The sequence below is a fragment of the Streptomyces sp. HUAS ZL42 genome (assembly GCF_040782645.1).
GTDB lineage: Bacteria > Actinomycetota > Actinomycetes > Streptomycetales > Streptomycetaceae > Streptomyces.
In genome coordinates this window covers 4,053,977-4,070,262 of the sequence record NZ_CP160403.1, presented here as the reverse complement: position 1 = coordinate 4,070,262, position 16,286 = coordinate 4,053,977, and the positions used below count along the sequence as shown (strand labels likewise).

The 16,286-nt window shown below is 71.9% G+C and carries 9 protein-coding genes; 7 read left to right on the top strand and 2 right to left on the bottom strand.

The features are described from left to right. Positions 1-27: 27 nt before the first annotated feature. Together guaB and ABZO29_RS18385 are read left to right on the top strand one after the other, a co-directional pair. Positions 28-1,530, top strand: coding sequence for an IMP dehydrogenase (gene guaB / locus ABZO29_RS18390; RefSeq protein WP_367321297.1), 1,503 nt, complete (start codon positions 28-30; stop codon positions 1,528-1,530). A gap of 129 nt (positions 1,531-1,659) precedes the next feature. Further along, positions 1,660-2,784 (top strand): GuaB3 family IMP dehydrogenase-related protein, encoded by a 1,125-nt coding sequence (locus ABZO29_RS18385; protein WP_367321296.1) that lies wholly within the window; start codon positions 1,660-1,662, stop codon positions 2,782-2,784. A 549-nt stretch (positions 2,785-3,333) separates the two neighbouring features. Here the strand turns inward: ABZO29_RS18385 and ABZO29_RS18380 are convergent. Next, on the bottom strand, positions 3,334-4,542 hold the full coding sequence (locus tag ABZO29_RS18380; protein WP_367321295.1) for a nucleotide sugar dehydrogenase: 1,209 nt from the start codon (positions 4,540-4,542) through the stop codon (positions 3,334-3,336). A gap of 271 nt (positions 4,543-4,813) precedes the next feature. Here ABZO29_RS18380 and ABZO29_RS18375 point away from each other — a divergent pair, with 271 nt between their 5' ends. After that, positions 4,814-6,520 carry a glycerol-3-phosphate dehydrogenase/oxidase gene (locus ABZO29_RS18375; RefSeq protein WP_367321294.1) on the top strand — a complete coding sequence of 569 codons (1,707 nt, stop codon included), beginning with the start codon at positions 4,814-4,816 and terminating at the stop codon, positions 6,518-6,520. 64 nt (positions 6,521-6,584) lie between these two features. Here the strand turns inward: ABZO29_RS18375 and ABZO29_RS18370 are convergent, their stop codons facing one another. Beyond that, on the bottom strand, positions 6,585-7,628 hold the full coding sequence (locus ABZO29_RS18370; protein WP_367321293.1) for a serine hydrolase domain-containing protein: 1,044 nt from the start codon (positions 7,626-7,628) through the stop codon (positions 6,585-6,587). A 216-nt stretch (positions 7,629-7,844) separates the two neighbouring features. Here ABZO29_RS18370 and ABZO29_RS18365 point away from each other — a divergent pair, with 216 nt between their 5' ends. The 4 genes from ABZO29_RS18365 to ABZO29_RS18350 all read left to right on the top strand — a co-directional run bounded on the left by ABZO29_RS18365 (position 7,845) and on the right by ABZO29_RS18350 (position 16,262). Beyond that, complete coding sequence (locus ABZO29_RS18365) at positions 7,845-9,905, top strand: protein kinase (protein ID WP_367326174.1); 2,061 nt, start codon at positions 7,845-7,847, stop codon at positions 9,903-9,905. A 186-nt stretch (positions 9,906-10,091) separates the two neighbouring features. Next, complete coding sequence (locus ABZO29_RS18360) at positions 10,092-12,704, top strand: protein kinase (protein ID WP_367321292.1); 2,613 nt, start codon at positions 10,092-10,094, stop codon at positions 12,702-12,704. A 145-nt stretch (positions 12,705-12,849) separates the two neighbouring features. Then, a complete protein-coding gene (locus ABZO29_RS18355; RefSeq protein WP_367321291.1) occupies positions 12,850-14,574 on the top strand; it encodes a serine/threonine-protein kinase in 1,725 nt (574 codons plus the stop codon). Positions 14,575-14,660: 86 nt separating this feature from the next. Then, entirely contained in the window at positions 14,661-16,262 is a 1,602-nt protein-coding gene (locus ABZO29_RS18350; RefSeq protein WP_367321290.1) for a serine/threonine-protein kinase, read from the top strand. Positions 16,263-16,286 lie beyond the last annotated feature (24 nt).

The following is a 16,286-nucleotide window of genomic DNA, read 5'->3' as shown; positions in this document are numbered from 1 at the left end:
CCGATCAAGGCCATTGGGGAAGGTGTCATGACTGCAAACGTCGACGGAGTGCCCGGCAAATTCGCGACACTCGGGCTGACCTACGACGACGTGCTGCTGCTGCCGGGTGCATCCGAAGTGCTCCCCAACGCGGTCGACACCTCGTCCCGCATCTCCCGCAACGTCCGGGTCAACATCCCGCTCCTGTCCGCCGCCATGGACAAGGTCACCGAGTCGCGCATGGCGATCGCGATGGCCCGTCTGGGCGGCGTCGGTGTACTGCACCGCAACCTGTCCGTCGAGGACCAGGTCAACCAGGTCGACCTGGTGAAGCGGTCCGAGTCGGGCATGGTCACCGACCCGATCACCGTCCACCCGGACGCGACGCTGGCCGAGGCCGACGCCCTGTGCGGCAAGTTCCGCATCAGCGGCGTCCCGGTCACGGACCCGGCGGGCAAGCTCCTCGGCATCGTCACCAACCGCGACATGGCCTTCGAGACCGACCGCTCTCGCCGGGTGCGCGAGGTCATGACCCCGATGCCGCTGGTCACCGGCAAGGTCGGCATCACCGGCGCCGACGCCATGGAACTGCTGCGCCGCCACAAGATCGAGAAGCTTCCCCTGGTCGACGACGCGGGCGTCCTCAAGGGCCTGATCACGGTCAAGGACTTCGTCAAGGCCGAGAAGTACCCGAACGCCGCGAAGGACGCCGAGGGCCGCCTGCTCGTCGGTGCCGCCGTGGGCGCCAGCCCCGAGGCGCTCGAGCGTGCGCAGGGTCTGGCCGCGGCAGGCGTGGACTTCCTGGTGGTCGACACCTCGCACGGCCACAACAGCAACGCCCTCAGCTGGATGGCGAAGATCAAGTCGAGCGTGAACGTCGACGTGATCGGCGGCAACGTCGCCACCCGTGACGGTGCGCAGGCGCTGATCGACGCCGGTGTGGACGGCATCAAGGTGGGCGTGGGCCCCGGCTCCATCTGTACCACCCGTGTGGTCGCAGGCATCGGTGTTCCGCAGGTCACCGCCATCTACGAGGCGTCCCTCGCGGCCCGGCCGGCCGGTATCCCGCTGATCGGCGACGGCGGTCTGCAGTACTCCGGCGACATCGGCAAGGCGCTGGCCGCCGGTGCCGACACGGTCATGCTGGGCAGTCTCCTCGCGGGCTGCGAGGAGTCGCCGGGCGAGCTGCTGTTCATCAACGGCAAGCAGTTCAAGTCGTACCGGGGCATGGGGTCGCTCGGCGCGATGCAGTCCCGCGGTCAGGGCCAGTCGTACTCGAAGGACCGCTACTTCCAGGCCGACGTGGCCTCCGACGACAAGCTCGTCCCCGAGGGCGTCGAGGGCCAGGTGCCCTACCGTGGCCCGCTGGCCAACGTCCTGCACCAGCTCGTCGGCGGTCTGCGCCAGACCATGGGCTATGTCGGCGCCGCCACCATCGACGAGATGGAGTCCAAGGGCCGGTTCGTACGGATCACGTCGGCGGGCCTGAAGGAGAGTCACCCGCACGACATCCAGATGACGGTCGAGGCGCCGAACTACAGCAGCAAGTAGTCACCGGGCTCCCGAAGGGCGGCCCCCGATCCTCCGGGGCCGCCCTTCGTCGTCCATGCGGGGCGGCCGGTGCCGCGCCCGTCGGCGATACTGGAAGGTGCTGCAACGCATCAGGGAAAGGCCACAGACGTGACTGAGATCGAGATCGGGCGCGGCAAGCGCGGCCGCCGGGCGTACGCCTTCGACGACATCGCCGTCGTCCCCAGCCGCCGTACGCGGGACCCGAAGGAGGTCTCGATCGCCTGGCAGATCGACGCCTACCGCTTCGAGCTGCCCTTCCTGGCCGCCCCCATGGACTCGGTGGTCTCCCCGGCCACCGCCATCCGCATCGGCGAGCTCGGCGGTCTCGGCGTGCTCAACCTCGAGGGACTGTGGACGCGGTACGAGGACCCGCAGCCGCTGCTCGACGAGATCGCCGAGCTGCCCCCGGAGGCGGCGACCCGCCGTATCCAGGAGATCTACGCCGCTCCCATCAAGGAGGAGCTGATCGGCGCCCGCCTCAAGGAGGTGCGCGACTCGGGCGTGGTCACCGCGGCCGCGCTCTCCCCGCAGCGCACGGCCCAGTTCTCCAAGGCCGTCGTGGACGCGGGCGTGGACATCTTCGTCATCCGCGGTACGACGGTGTCGGCGGAGCACGTCTCGGGTTCGCACGAGCCGCTGAACCTGAAGCAGTTCATCTACGAGCTCGACGTCCCGGTGATCGTCGGCGGCTGCGCCACGTACACCGCGGCCCTGCACCTGATGCGCACGGGCGCGGCCGGCGTCCTGGTCGGCTTCGGCGGCGGCGCGGCGCACACCACGCGCAACGTGCTGGGCATCCAGGTCCCGATGGCCACGGCGGTGGCCGACGTCGCCGCTGCCCGCCGCGACTACATGGACGAGTCCGGCGGCCGGTACGTGCACGTGATCGCGGACGGCGGCGTCGGCTGGTCCGGCGACCTGCCGAAGGCGATCGCCTGCGGCGCGGACGCGGTGATGATGGGCTCGCCGCTCGCGCGCGCGACGGACGCGCCGGGCAGGGGCCACCACTGGGGCATGGAGGCGGTCAACGAGGAGCTGCCGCGGGGCAAGAAGGTCGACCTGGGGACGGTAGGGACGATCGAGGAGGTCCTGACGGGCCCGTCGCACACGCCGGACGGCTCCATGAACTTCTTCGGTGCGTTGCGTCGGGCGATGGCCACGACCGGCTACAGCGAGCTGAAGGAGTTCCAGCGGGTCGAGGTGACGGTGGCGGACTCGCAGCACAAGCGGTAGGTCTCACGGCGTGATGGGGGCCGGTCGCCTGGAAGGGTGACCGGCCCCCTTCGTATGCCCCGGGGCTTGCGCGGGGCGTGGGGCGCATGGATTGGCGCAGGGGCGCGCGGTTGCGTTTGGGGTGGATATGGGCTGGTCAGCCGGGTCGAGGGCGATAGCGTCCGTGTCGGCGCCCCAGGTTTCTGGAGCGCCCCCTTCCAAGGACTGGTTCCGGCCCCCGCTCCTCGGGGCCCGGCCCGATTTCCAACGGACCGCCTACCGGGTCAATGGGCGGCGTCGTGGAAGGGGGCGCCCATGGGACGTCACCGCAGGCCCACCCGCTGGGATCGGATCCATCTTCGGATGGTGAAGTGCCGGAGGAGGTGGATCTTGCGGATTTTCGGATGGTGAGCGGCCGCCCCTAAGAAACGTAGGGGCGGACACTCCGTGAACCATCCAGGAGCCTGCTGCAGTGACCGCTGCGGTGGGCTCCACCTGTCTCCGTAAGGTACCCGCGGCGCGCCCCGCATGCCACCAGCCCCTGGAGCCCGCCCCGCCCGCGCGCCCCCTTCACAACCGATGCGCCGCCCCCGTAGGCGTAGCCCCCCGCGTGTCCAGCAACAGTTGCGCCTTCACCGACAGCCCCTGCAAGTCGTACGTCCGATGTTGCTGAAGCAGAATCGTCAGGTCGGCGTCGGCGGCCGCCTCGTAAAGTGAGTCCGCGCGCGGCACCGGCCGGTCGAGAACGCTCCACGACGGGACGTGCGGGTCGTGGAAGCTGACCGAGGCACCCAGCTCCATCAGGCGGATCGCGACCTCCTGGGCCGGCGCGCCCTGTTGGTCGGCCAGGTCGGGCTTGTACGTGACGCCGAGCAGCAGCACGCGCGCCCCCCGCGCCGACTTGCCGTGCTCGTTGAGGAGGGCGGCGGCGCGCTGGACGACGTAGGCGGGCATCCGGCTGTTGACCTGCTGGGCCAGTTCCACCATGCGCAGCGTGCGGCCCGTCTGGCCGGTCAGGTCCTGAGGGACGGCGTGGCCGCCGACTCCGGGGCCGGGGCGGAACGCCTGGAAGCCGAACGGCTTGGTCTCCGCGCAGCGGATCACGTCCCACAGGTCGACGCCCAAGTCGTGGCAGAGGACGGCCATTTCGTTGACGAGGGCGATGTTGACGTGCCGGAAGTTGGTCTCCAGGAGCTGCACGGTCTCGGCTTCGCGGGGCCCACGCGCGCGTACCACCTTGTCGGTGAGACGTGAGTAGAAGGCGGCTGCCGACTCGGTGCAGGCGGGGGTGAGGCCGCCGATCACCTTGGGCGTGTTGGACGGTGTGAAGTCGCGGTTGCCGGGGTCGACGCGGCTGGGGGAGTAGGCGAGGTGGAAGTCGCGGCCCGCACGCAGGCCCGAGCCCTCTTCGAGGAGCGGTCGCAGGAACCCCTCCGTCGTCCCGGGAGGCACGGGCGATTCCAGGATCACCGTGGTGTGCGGGCGCAGGCGGGCGGCGAGGGTGCGGGCGGCCGTCTCCACCTGGCCGAGGTCGAGCCCGCCGTCCGCGCCGCGCGGGGTGGGCGCGCAGATGACCGCGGTGCGGACGCGACCGAGTTCGGTGGGGCCCGCCGCGGTCCGGAAGCCCCCCGAGAGCATCCGGCGCAGTTCGGCGGGGCTGAGAGAGCCGGCCTCGGGCCCGGTCCGGTAACCGACCGTGGGGATGCCGGCGGCGACGGCGGCCTGGGCCAGGGGCAGGCCGAACGGGCCGAGTCCGATGACGGCGAGATCTGCGGGCATGGCGTGGGCCGTCCTTCCCAGTAACCGAAGCGGGACAGGTGCGCAAGCCGTGTGGACAGGATGGGCGAGCGCAATGTCAGACTAGGAGTAAATATGACCGATTTGTGGGATTGGATCGCCGTGTCTTCTTGCGCGTCCGCGAAAGTTGTCCACAGCCTGGGGGTGAGTGGTGGCTGAAGTCGGGCAACCCGGTCAGAATTTGGGCATGGGGGATACGGACCGGGCCACTCCGTAGGGGCGTGGCCTGCGCGACCGACAGCGGGAGGCAGCGGTGAGGACAGCGACACTGGGGCCGGCGCAGCGTGCCGAGTCACTGGCATCCATGGCCGAGCGCGAACTGGACGTGCTGGTGGTGGGCGGCGGAGTGGTCGGCGCCGGCACGGCCCTCGACGCCGTGACCCGCGGCCTGTCCACGGGACTGGTCGAGGCGCGGGACTGGGCGTCGGGCACCTCCAGCAGGTCCAGCAAGCTGATCCACGGCGGACTGCGCTATCTGGAGATGCTCGACTTCGCGCTGGTACGGGAGGCGCTGAAGGAGCGCGGCCTGCTGCTGGAACGCCTGGCACCGCACCTGGTGAAACCGGTGCCGTTCCTCTACCCGCTGCAGCACAAGGGCTGGGAGCGTCTGTACGCGGGTTCGGGCGTCGCGCTCTACGACACCATGTCGATGGCACGGGGCCACGGCCGCGGGCTGCCCGTCCACCGCCATCTGAGCCGCCGTCACGCCCTGCGCGTCGCCCCTGCCTTGAAGAAGGAGGCACTGGTCGGGGCGCTGCAGTACTACGACGCCCAGATGGACGACGCACGGTTCGTGGCCACACTGGTGCGCACCGCGGCGTCGTACGGCGCGAAAGCCGCCAACCGTGCGCGCGTGACGGCTTTCCTGCGCGAGGGCGAACGTGTCGTCGGCGCGCGCGTCCAGGACGTGGAGGCCGGTGGGGAGTACGAGGTCCGCGCCAAGCAGATCGTCAACGCCACGGGTGTGTGGACCGACGACACCCAGGCGATGGTGGGGGAGCGCGGGCAGTTCCACGTGCGGGCGTCCAAGGGCATCCATCTCGTCGTGCCCAAGGACCGGATCCACTCCTCCACCGGTCTGATCCTGCGCACCGAGAGGTCCGTCCTGTTCGTCATACCCTGGGGCCGGCACTGGATCATCGGCACGACCGACACCGACTGGGACCTCGACAAGGCGCACCCGGCCGCGTCCAGCGCGGACATCGACTACCTCCTCGAGCATGTGAACTCGGTGCTCGCGGTACCGCTGACGAGGGACGACGTCCAGGGTGTGTACGCCGGTCTGCGCCCGCTGCTCGCCGGTGAGTCGGACGCCACCAGCAAGCTGTCGCGCGAGCACACCGTGGCGCATCCCGTGCCCGGGCTCGTCGTCGTCGCGGGCGGCAAGTACACGACGTACCGGGTGATGGCCAAGGACGCCGTCGACGAGGCGGTGCACGGGCTCGACCTGCGGGTCGCCGAATGCGTCACGGAGGACGTGCCGCTGCTGGGCGCGGAGGGCTACCGCGCCTTGTGGAACGCGCGGGCGCGGATCGCCGCCAGTACCGGGGTGCACGTGGTGCGTGTGGAGCACCTGCTGAACCGGTACGGCTCGATGGCCGAGGAGGTCCTCGCCCTCATCGCCTCCGACCCCTCCCTGGGCAAGCCCCTCCACGCCGCGGACGACTACCTGCGCGCCGAGGTCGTGTACGCCGCTTCGCACGAGGGCGCGCGCCATCTGGACGACGTGCTGACCAGGCGCACCCGCATCTCCATCGAGACCTTCGACCGCGGTACGCGGTCCGCGCGTGAGGCTGCCGAGCTGATGGCGCCGGTGCTGGGCTGGGACAAGGACCATGTGGAGCGCGAGGTCCAGCACTACGAGAAGCGGGTGGAGGCGGAGCGGGAGTCACAGCGCCAGCCGGACGACCTGACGGCGGACGCGGCGCGGTTGGGGGCGCCGGACATCGTGCCGCTGTAGGCGCTTCCCGGCATCACTCGGACGAGTGACGAAGACCGGGATCTCCCCTCACGCCCCGGCCGTTCTACGGGGTGCGAGGGCAGAACTCGGCCGCGAGCAGGGCCGGTTCGAGGCCGGGATCTGCAATCGCCGTCGTGTTCACGCGAAACGTGAGGACATGACGGCCGTCCACGGTCGCTGCGGTGCGCACGTAGCTGCCGGCGATGCGGCCGTTGTGCCCCCACACCGTGGTGCCGCACGGCAGCTTCACGGGAAACAGGCCCATGCCGTACGAGCCGTGTGCGGTACGGGTGTCGAGCATCTCGCGCAGCCGGCGCGGGGTGAGCAGCTCGCCGCCGAGCAGCGCCGCGTAGAAGCGGACTTGGTCGGCGAGCGTGGTCACCAGCTCGCCCGCGGCCCCGGCCATCCGCGGGTCGAGTTCGGTGACGTCGGTTCCGTCGGCGGCGTAGGCCCGGCCGTGCGGGGAGGGCAGAGAGGTGCGGGATCCGGGAAAGGAGGTGCCCGTCAGACCCAGCGGAGCGATGATGCGGCGCTCGGCCTCGACGGCGTAGGAGTGGCCGGTGACCTGTTCGACGACCAGACCGAGCAGGACGTAGTTGGTGTTGGAGTAGGAGAATCGGCCGCGGTCGGCCGGAGGGTGGGTGAATGCGATACGGACGGCCTGAAGCGGGGTGACGGGGACGGTGTCCGTGGTGTCCCAGGTGTAGTCGTACAGGCCGCTGGTGTGGGTGAGCAGGGAACGCAGGGTCAGCGCGCGCCCGTCGTTTCCCGACCCGCGCACCAGTCCCGGCAGGTGCTGCTCCACCGTGTCGGACAGGGACAGCCGGCGTTCGGCGGCCAGTTGCAGGACCACCGTCGCGACGAAGGTCTTCGTGATGCTGCCGGCGCGGAAGTGGTCGGCAGGGGCGATGCCCCGGCCGACCCGGGCGTAGCGGCTGCCGGTCTCCTCGACGGCCAGCAGGGCCGCGGCGGGCGCCTTGCCTTGCGTGACCAGCAGGGGAAGGACCTGGTCCGTGGGCGGGGCCGAGGCCGCCTGTGAGCCGGCCGAGGTCGGGCCGAGGAGCAACAGGGCCACAGGAACGGCCAGTAGGCTCCTGAGCCGCGGCATCACAGGACCTCCCTGTCGGGACCCGTCGACCTCTCTTGTCGCGCCCCATCATGCAGGGCGGGGGAACGCTTGTCGCACCGGGCCCCTGGTCACCGGGGCCCTCGGCCGAAGTGTCACCGCACCCCGGGGGCGCCACGAGGGGCACCCTGGGCGTCGGGCACTTGTCGGGTGAGGGACAATGGAGGCTCTGTCAGGGCGGGTTGCATGAGGGGACGCATGTCGGAGGCGGAGCGGGCGGGGGCATCCCGGCAGGACAAGAGCGAACGTCTCCTCGCCGGGCGGTACCGGTTGGGAGAAGTGCTCGGCCGCGGCGGCATGGGTACGGTGTGGCGCGCCGAGGACGAGACCCTCGGCCGGACGGTCGCCGTCAAGGAGCTGCGGTTCCCGTCGAACATCGACGAGGAGGAGAAGCGCCGGCTGATCACTCGGACGCTGCGCGAGGCCAAGGCCATCGCACGGATCCGCAACAACAGCGCGGTGACGGTCTTCGACGTGGTCGACGAGGACGACCGGCCGTGGATCGTGATGGAACTCGTCGAGGGCAAGTCGCTCGCCGAGGTCATCCGTGAGGACGGACTGCTCGAACCGAGGCGTGCCGCGGAAGTCGGGCTGGCGATCCTCGACGTGCTGCGTTCGGCGCACCGCGAGGGCATCCTGCACCGTGACGTGAAGCCGTCGAACGTCCTGCTGGAAACCGAGACCGACCGGGTCGTGCTCACCGACTTCGGTATCGCGCAGGTCGAGGGCGACCCCTCCATCACCTCGACGGGCATGCTCGTCGGCGCGCCCTCCTACATCTCCCCGGAGCGGGCCCGCGGGCACAAGCCGGGCCCGGCGGCCGACCTGTGGTCGCTCGGCGGGTTGCTGTACGCGGCGGTCGAGGGCGTGCCGCCCTACGACAAGGGCTCCGCGATCGCGACGCTCACCGCGGTGATGACCGAGCCGCTGGAGGAGCCGAAGAACGCGGGACCGCTGACGGAGGTCATCTTCGGGCTGCTCACCAAGGACCCCGCCCAGCGGCTCGACGACACGGGCGCTCGGGCGATGCTCAACGCGGTCATCCACGCGCCCGCGCCGAAGGAGCCCGCACCGGAGCCGCCGGCCGACGCGACGAGGGTCGTGCCGCTGCCGGTGCAGCCGGGCTCGCCCGGGGACCAGGGGAGTTCGGCGGGTGCCGCGGGCAAGCGGGGCGAGGAGGCGGCCGAGAAGCTGCGCGGGGCGCTGCGTTCGGTGAAGAAGGCAGCCGTCGCGGCGGGCGCGGCCACGTCGGCTGCGGCCGCGCGAGCCAAGTCCGCGGGTGGTACGGCCGAGTCGGGGACGGTCGGTGGGGCCACCGATGAGGCCGGCGTCCGGTCCGGGGCGTCGGGTGCTTCGGCGGCCGGGGTCCGTGAGCCGGGAGCGCCGGGGGCTCGGAGTTCCTCGGACGTTCCGGAGGCCCCCAGTGCGCAGGGCGCGTCCGGCGCGCAGAAGGCTCAAGGCACCGACTCCGGGACCGGCGGCCGCAGTTCCGGCTGGCCCGTGATGCCGCCGCCGGACCTGGATCTGCCTACCAGGCCTGTGCCCCGGGCGCCGCTCACCGATGTGGTCCCGCGGCGGACGTTGGTGATCCTCGCGGTGGCCATCGCGCTCGCCGTGATCGGCACCGTGCTGGCCCTCGCGTTCAGTGGTGACGACAGCGAGGCGAACGGCTCGAAGGGCAGCGGTGGTTCGAAGGCCGTCGCCAGTGGGACGCCGAGTGTGGACACCAAGGAGGACAAGGACGCCGGGACGGGTACGGACGGCGAGGCGACAAAGTCCCCCGCGGCGGGCTCGGCAGGATCCTCCGGCGACGCCGGCACGGACGGTCTGGTGGCGAAGACGTACAAGGGTGGCCAGGGCTACTCGATCGGCCTGCCCGACGGGTGGAAGTTCCAGTCCGCGGGCTCCTCGGGGGACCGGTTCACCGGCCCTGACGGGCAGAAGCTGCTCATCGCCTGGACGACCACGCCGAAGGACGACCCGGTCGCGGACTGGAAGAACCAGGAGCGCTACATGACGCGCTCGCAGTACGACCGGATCCGCATAGAGCAGGTGGACTACCGCGGCTGGAACACGGCGGACTGGGAGTTCACCTACATGGAGAGCGGGACGAAGTACCGGACCATCGACCGCGGGTTCGTCGTGAACGACCACCTCGGGTACGCGCTGATGTACACGGCAGAGGCCGCGAACTGGGGTACGGAGCTGCGTGACAACACGTGGAAGACACTGGCGGCGGCCTTCCAGCCCAGCAAGTGACACGGGTGGTTCCTGGGGTTTCGGGGGATTGAGGCGCGAGATCTCGGACGGGATCCGGCATCCCCTCTTTGCGGGTTGCCTACGGCACGTATCGTGAGTGTTTGCGGACCGTACGCATCCAGGTAGTCATCCGAACGGGACGCAAGACGAACGGAATTGACCAACCGGGCGGCCGGGGGAGGCAACGTGGACGACTATGCGGGTCGGGTTCTCGCCGACCGCTACCGCCTGCCACTGCCGCCCTCCGACGAGTACGAACTCGCCGAGACCCGCGCCTTCGACACGTACAGCGGTCAGGAAGTCCTCGTCCGTCAGGTTCCGTTACCGGAGGTCGTCGAGGCGGAGGTTCTCGACGCGGAGGGCCTGCCCGAAGGGTTCACGGCGCGTGAGCGCGGTGTGCGCAGGCAAGTGGGGCGCGCCGGCGCGAGCACGCGCCGACCCACCGATCCGGTCGTGCGGCGTGCGCTGGAGGCCGCGCAGGCGGCGGCGCGTATTCCCGACCATCCGCGGCTCGACCAGGTCTTCGACGTGTTCGCCGAGGGCGGTTCGCTGTGGATCGTCAGCGAGTTCGTGGCCGCGCGGCCGCTGGCGGCCCTCCTCGCGGAGAAACCGCTGACGCCGTACCGGGCGGCCGAGGTCGCCTCCGACGTGCTCATGGCGCTGCGGGTGCTGCACGCGCACGGCTGGGTGCACCGGAACATCACCGCGCGCACGGTCCTCGTCTGCGACGACGGACGGGTCATGCTGACGGGGCTGGCCGTCGGAGCGGCGGAGGAAGCGCTGTGCGGGTACGACCCGGTACCGGCCGAGGACGGCGAAGGGGACGGCGGGGCCGGAACGTTCGCTGAGCGGCCGGCGCAGGGTGGACCCGGCGGAGGCCTCGGGACCGGCGGCCCAGGCGCTGTTCCTGGCGTCGCGGGAAGTGACGGCCCCGCAGCCGCAGGTCCCAGTGGTGGATTCGGCGGTGGTGCCGGTGCCGTACCGGACGGGTCGGACCCCGAGGCCGCGCGGCGGGCCGCGATCCAGGCCCGGGAGGCCCGGGCGCTGCCGGGCACCGGCACGGACGGGGCGAACGGAGACGGCGGCAACGGCTCCGCTGCGCCGGCCGCGCTCGCCCGCAGGGACGCACTCGACAGCGGCGGGGACATCAGGGCCGCGCGGGCCGGCGCGATCGCCGCATACCGCGCGGGGGCCCGCGCGGCTGCCCGTGTGCAGGAGGCCCAGCAGAACGGACGGGCGGCACTGCCCGCGGCCCGCCCCCCGGGCGAGGGCGACACCGGCGTGCACGACGTGCCCCGCACCACACCTCCCGGCCAGATAGCCGACCCGTACGGCGTGCGCGGCGCGTCTCCCTGGCCGGGCGTCACACCACCGGCCGGCACCAATGGACATGCACAGGGGCATACGGCACTTCCCGCCGCCCCGGGAACGCCCCACTCCGGGCCCGGCGCCCCCGCCCTCACGCAGAGTGCGGGTGCCCCCGCCACACCCGCCCGCTGGGACGACCTGGTGGTCGGCGCTCCCGCCCACCGCGGCCCGGCCACCGCGCTCGCCGCCGAGCGGGCGCGGCATGCGCGGATGGCGGTGGTGGGGCCCGTGACCGAGCGTTGGGCGCCGGAGCAGGCCGGGCCCGTGCACGAGAACTGGCAGCTGGCCGCGCCCATCGGGCCCGCGACCGACCTGTGGGCGCTCGGCGCGCTGCTGTTCAGGGCCGTACAGGGGCATGCGCCGTATCCCGAGGAGTCGACGGCCGAGCTGGTGCAGATGGTGTGCGCCGAGCCGCCCGCGTTCGCGGAGGAGTGCGGGCCGCTCAGGCCGGTCGTGGAGTCACTGCTGCGGCAGGACCCCACCGAGCGCATCGACTTCGAGGAACTGCGGGGCTGGCTGCGGTCACTGGTGCGCTCAGCGCCCGAGCCGGACGCGGGAACGCACATCGTCGCCACACCGCCCGCCGACCCGCGCCGGCTGCCGATCGTGCGCCGCAAGGGCGAGTTGGTGCGCAGGCGGCGAGCGCGCCTGCCCGCCACCACCGCGCACGGGCGGCACAAGCGGGCCCGGCAGGACAGCACGCCCTCGCCCCGCAGTCTCGGCCGCACCCTGCTCCTGCTGATACTGCTCGCGCTGGCCGCGGCAGTGGCGTACGCCGTGCTGTTCTTGCCGAAGGCCGACGAGAACGGCTCGGAAGGTGCCGGGCAGACCGGTGCGGCCGGGGACGCGAGTCCGGCCCCGGAGCAGTCCCGGGTGGACGCGAGCAGCGAGCCCCGCCCCGACCAGACCTCGCCGGGCGCGGGCAACACTCCCTCCTCGTCCGCGGCTTCCACCGGGACGCAGTCCGGCACCGGTGCCGCCGACGGCTTCACTCTGCGCAAGGACCCGGACGGCTTCCAGGTCGCCGTGGCCAACGGGTGGGACCGCACCCCGAAGAACGGCCGCGGTCAGGTGGTGTACTCGCACGGCGACTTCGAGCTCATCGTCGTACCGGGGCGGGACACCGCGGACGAGTACGGCAGCGACCCGATGGTGTACCAGCGGCAGAAGGAGCGCGAGCTGGAGCCGTACCGCGACTCCAGCTGGGCCACCGCGAGCGGGCTGCGGACGACGACGGTGGGCGGGCGGACCATGGCGGAGGGGCAGTTCACCTGGACCGACGACGCGGGACGTGAGTTGTACGTGCGCAACCTCGCGATTCTGCTCGCCGGGCGCTACCACGTGGTGCAGGTGCGCGGCCCGGAGGCCGAGCGTGACGAGGTGACGCGGCTGTACGAGCAGGCGTCGGCGACGTATCAGTTCACCGGCTGATGCGTTTCCGTTCACCCGGTTCAATCCGGTTACGGAAAGCGACAACCGTCACAGTGCGGTTTCCTTGCGACCCCGCTTGTTCCCTCGACGTGGACCGGTCCTTAGTCTGACCCTGTCAAGAGCATTGCGGGGCAACGTGAATCAGATGCAGGGCCTGCTCATCGCGGGCCGCTACCGGCTCGCCGACACGATCGGCAGCGGCGGCATGGGCCGTGTGTGGCGTGCCCACGACGAGGTGCTGCACCGCGCCGTCGCCATCAAGGAGTTGACCGCTGCGCTCTACGTGTCCGAGAGCGACCAGGAGCGGCTGCTCGCGCGCACCCGGGCGGAGGCCCGCGCGGCCGCGCGGATCAACCACTCCGCCGTCGTCACCGTGCACGACGTGCTCGAACACGACGGCCGTCCGTGGATCGTGATGGAGCTGGTCGAGGGATACTCGCTGGCCGACGCGGTCAAGGAGCGCGGGCGTGTCGAGCCGGCCGAGGCGGCGCGGATCGGCCAGTGGGTGCTGCGCGCGCTGCGCGCCGCGCACTCCGCCGGAGTTTTGCACCGCGACGTCAAGCCCGGCAACGTCCTGCTCTCCCACGACGGCCGTGTCCTGCTCACCGACTTCGGCATCGCGCAGATCGAGGGCGACACCACCATCACCCGTACGGGAGAGGTCGTCGGGTCCGTCGACTACCTCGCCCCGGAGCGGGTCCGCGGCCACGACCCGGGCCCGTCCTCCGACCTGTGGGCGCTCGGCGCGACGCTCTACACGGCGGTGGAGGGCCGCTCGCCGTTCCGCCGCACCTCGCCGCTGACCACCATGCAGGCGGTCGTCGAGGAGGAGGCCGCCGAGCCGCGGTACGCCGGTGTGCTCGCGCCCGTCATCACCGCCCTGCTGCACAAGGATCCGGCCGCGCGGCCCGACGCGGCCGAGGCCGCGCAGCTGCTCGCCGAGGCGGCGGAGGGGCGGCGGCCGAGCACCGCGCAGGCGTGGGTGCCCACGCAGCACCGGGGGTTCCACCAGGACACCGGGACGCACGGCGGGCCGGAGGCGCAGACGGCGACGCCGTACCCGTCGGCGAGTGGATCGGCGTCGTACCCGTTCACCGCCACGCCGGCCGGCGGATCGACGCCGTACCCCCCGGTGAGCGGACCGACGGCCACTGGTCCTGCGGGCCCGGCTGTGACGGGTCAGGCGCACGCCGCCGGGCCCGGTCCCGAACGGCGCGGGCGGCGCCGTCTGCGCACGATCGCCCTCGTGGTCGCCGTGGCCGCCCTCGTCGGCGGCGGCACCGTGGTGGCGCTGCAGAAATGGGGGCCGGGGCCGCAGAAGGAGGAGACCTCCTCTTCCTCCTCCGCCTCGCCGAGTCCCACGCCGACGGGCACGCCGACTCCGCGGGAAGGCGCGGTCCCCGGCGACTGGGTGTCCGTCGACGACCCCCTCGGCTTCGGCCTCTCCCTGCCCAAGGGCTGGGAGCGGAAGGTGTTCCAGGACAACGGCGACCTCAAGCAGATCGACTACACGCCCGACGGCGGGGAGCACTTCGTCCGTATCGCCGTCGACCTCTCGTCCGACTACTCCGACGCGTACCTGCACCAGCGCGACCTGGAGCAGCAGCTCAAGGACCTGGCGGACTACGAGCGCGTGAGGCTGGAGGAGAACCTCTACCGCGACCGCAAGGGCTCCCTCTGGGAGTACACGTGGACCGCGCTGGCGAAGGACGTGCCCTTCCCCGGGCCGCGCCGCGCCATCGAGGAGACGTACTTCACCCCGGACGGCGTCGAGTACGCGATCTACATGTCCTCGCCGGCGAAGGACTGGGCCACCACACAGCAGCAGTTCAAGGCGGTACTGCAGAGCTGGCGTCCGATCGCCTCCTGATCCCGGCGGCCTCCTGGCCCACTTCCGGCTGACTTGGCCGGACACCGCCCCGGAAGGGCTCCGTCCGGTGCGGCATGATGGGGCCCATGGGGACCGAGGGGGACGATGTCCGGGTCATCGCGGGCCGTTACCGGCTGGAGGCGAGACTCGGGCGTGGCGGCATGGGTGTCGTATGGCGGGCCACCGACCAGCTGCTGGGGCGGCAGGTGGCGGTCAAGGAGCTCGCCCAGGACGCCTCGCTCTCGGCGGACGAGGCCCGGCAGCACCGCGAGCGGACCCTGCGGGAGGCACGTGCGGTCGCACAGCTGAGCCATCCGCACATCATCGTGGTGCACGACGTCGTCGAGGACGACGAGCGCCCGTACATCGTCATGGAGTTGATCGACGGCGGCTCCCTCGCGGAGCGGATCTCCGCCGTCGGCCCCCTGGACGCGACCGCGGTCGCCCGGATCGGCGTCGACCTGCTCGGCGCCCTGCGCGCGGCCCACGCGGCCGGCGTGCTGCACCGGGACATCAAGCCGGCGAACGTGCTCCTGGAGTCCGGCACCGACCGCGTCGTCCTCACCGACTTCGGTATCGCGCAGGTCGCGGGCGCCACCACCCTCACCGAGACCGGCTCCTTCGTGGGCTCGCCCGAGTACACCGCGCCCGAGCGGATGTCCGGGGCCAGGACCGGGCCGGAGTCCGATCTGTGGTCCCTCGGCACGCTGCTGTGCGCGGCACTGAGCGGCGAATCGCCGTTCCGGCGGGACTCGTTGGGCGGCGTGCTGCACGCGGTCGTCTTCGACGAGATCCGTACGCCCGCACAGGCCGAGCCGCTGCTGCCCGTCGTACGCGGCCTGCTGGAACGCGATCCCGAGCGGCGGCTGGAGTTGGCGGAGGCGGAGCGGATGCTGCGGGCCTTCCTCGACACGGGCCGTACGCCGCGGCCGACGCCCCCCTACACGCCGACGCAGCGCCACCTGCCCGCGCAGGAACCGCCGGCCCCGTCCCGTACCGGCCGCTCGACCCGGGGTGTGCTGGTGGCCGCGCTGCTCGTCGCGGCGATGGCCGGGGCGGGGGTGTCCGCGGCGGCGCTGCTGGTGAACCGGGGCGAGCAGGGGGGCCGTACGCCGACGAGTTCGGCTCCCCACAGCTCCGCGAGCACCTCCGCGTCCCCCACGGTCACCCGCTCCCCGTCCCCCACGGTCACCGCGACACGTTCCCCGTCCCCCGTGACGTCCCCCGCGAGCGACGACCGCCCCACCGCCCCCTCCGGCTACCGCATCGCCGACGATCCGGCGGGCTTCTCGCTGGCCGTGCCGGACGGCTTCACGCGCAAGCCGCAGGGCGAGCGGGTCTTCTACATGTCGCCCGGGGACACCTTCCGTCTCGGCATCAAGATCACCGACCCGGAACCGGGTGGCCCGCTCGAGGTGATGCGGCGCGCGGCCGCCGAGGGACCGGACACCAACCCCGGCTACCACGACGGCCGGGTCACCGAGACCACCCGCGGCGGACGGCCCGCCGCCCTCTGGGAGTTCACCTGGAACGGCTTCAGCACGGCGGAGGGACCCCGGCACACCTACGACCTGTGCTGGGAGGAGGCCGGGCGGATGTACGACGTGTGGGTGTCGGCGCCGGTCGGGCAGGTGCGCGAGGCACGGGAGTACTTCGACGTCGCGGTCGACACGTTCGTACGGACCTGATTCCCCTGTGAGCGGGAGATAAGT

Bases quoted from the DNA above. Each gene is read 5' to 3' on its own strand.
- guaB (WP_367321297.1), top strand. From the start codon at position 28: ATGACTGCAAACGTCGACGGAGTGCCCGGCAAATTCGCGACACTCGGG.
- ABZO29_RS18380 (WP_367321295.1), bottom strand. From the start codon at position 4,542: ATGCCCGCAGATCTCGCCGTCATCGGACTCGGCCCGTTCGGCCTGCCC.
- ABZO29_RS18370 (WP_367321293.1), bottom strand. From the start codon at position 7,628: ATGCCGCGGCTCAGGAGCCTACTGGCCGTTCCTGTGGCCCTGTTGCTC.
- ABZO29_RS18365 (WP_367326174.1), top strand. From the start codon at position 7,845: ATGTCGGAGGCGGAGCGGGCGGGGGCATCCCGGCAGGACAAGAGCGAA.
- ABZO29_RS18355 (WP_367321291.1), top strand. From the start codon at position 12,850: ATGCAGGGCCTGCTCATCGCGGGCCGCTACCGGCTCGCCGACACGATC.
- ABZO29_RS18350 (WP_367321290.1), top strand. From the start codon at position 14,661: ATGGGGACCGAGGGGGACGATGTCCGGGTCATCGCGGGCCGTTACCGG.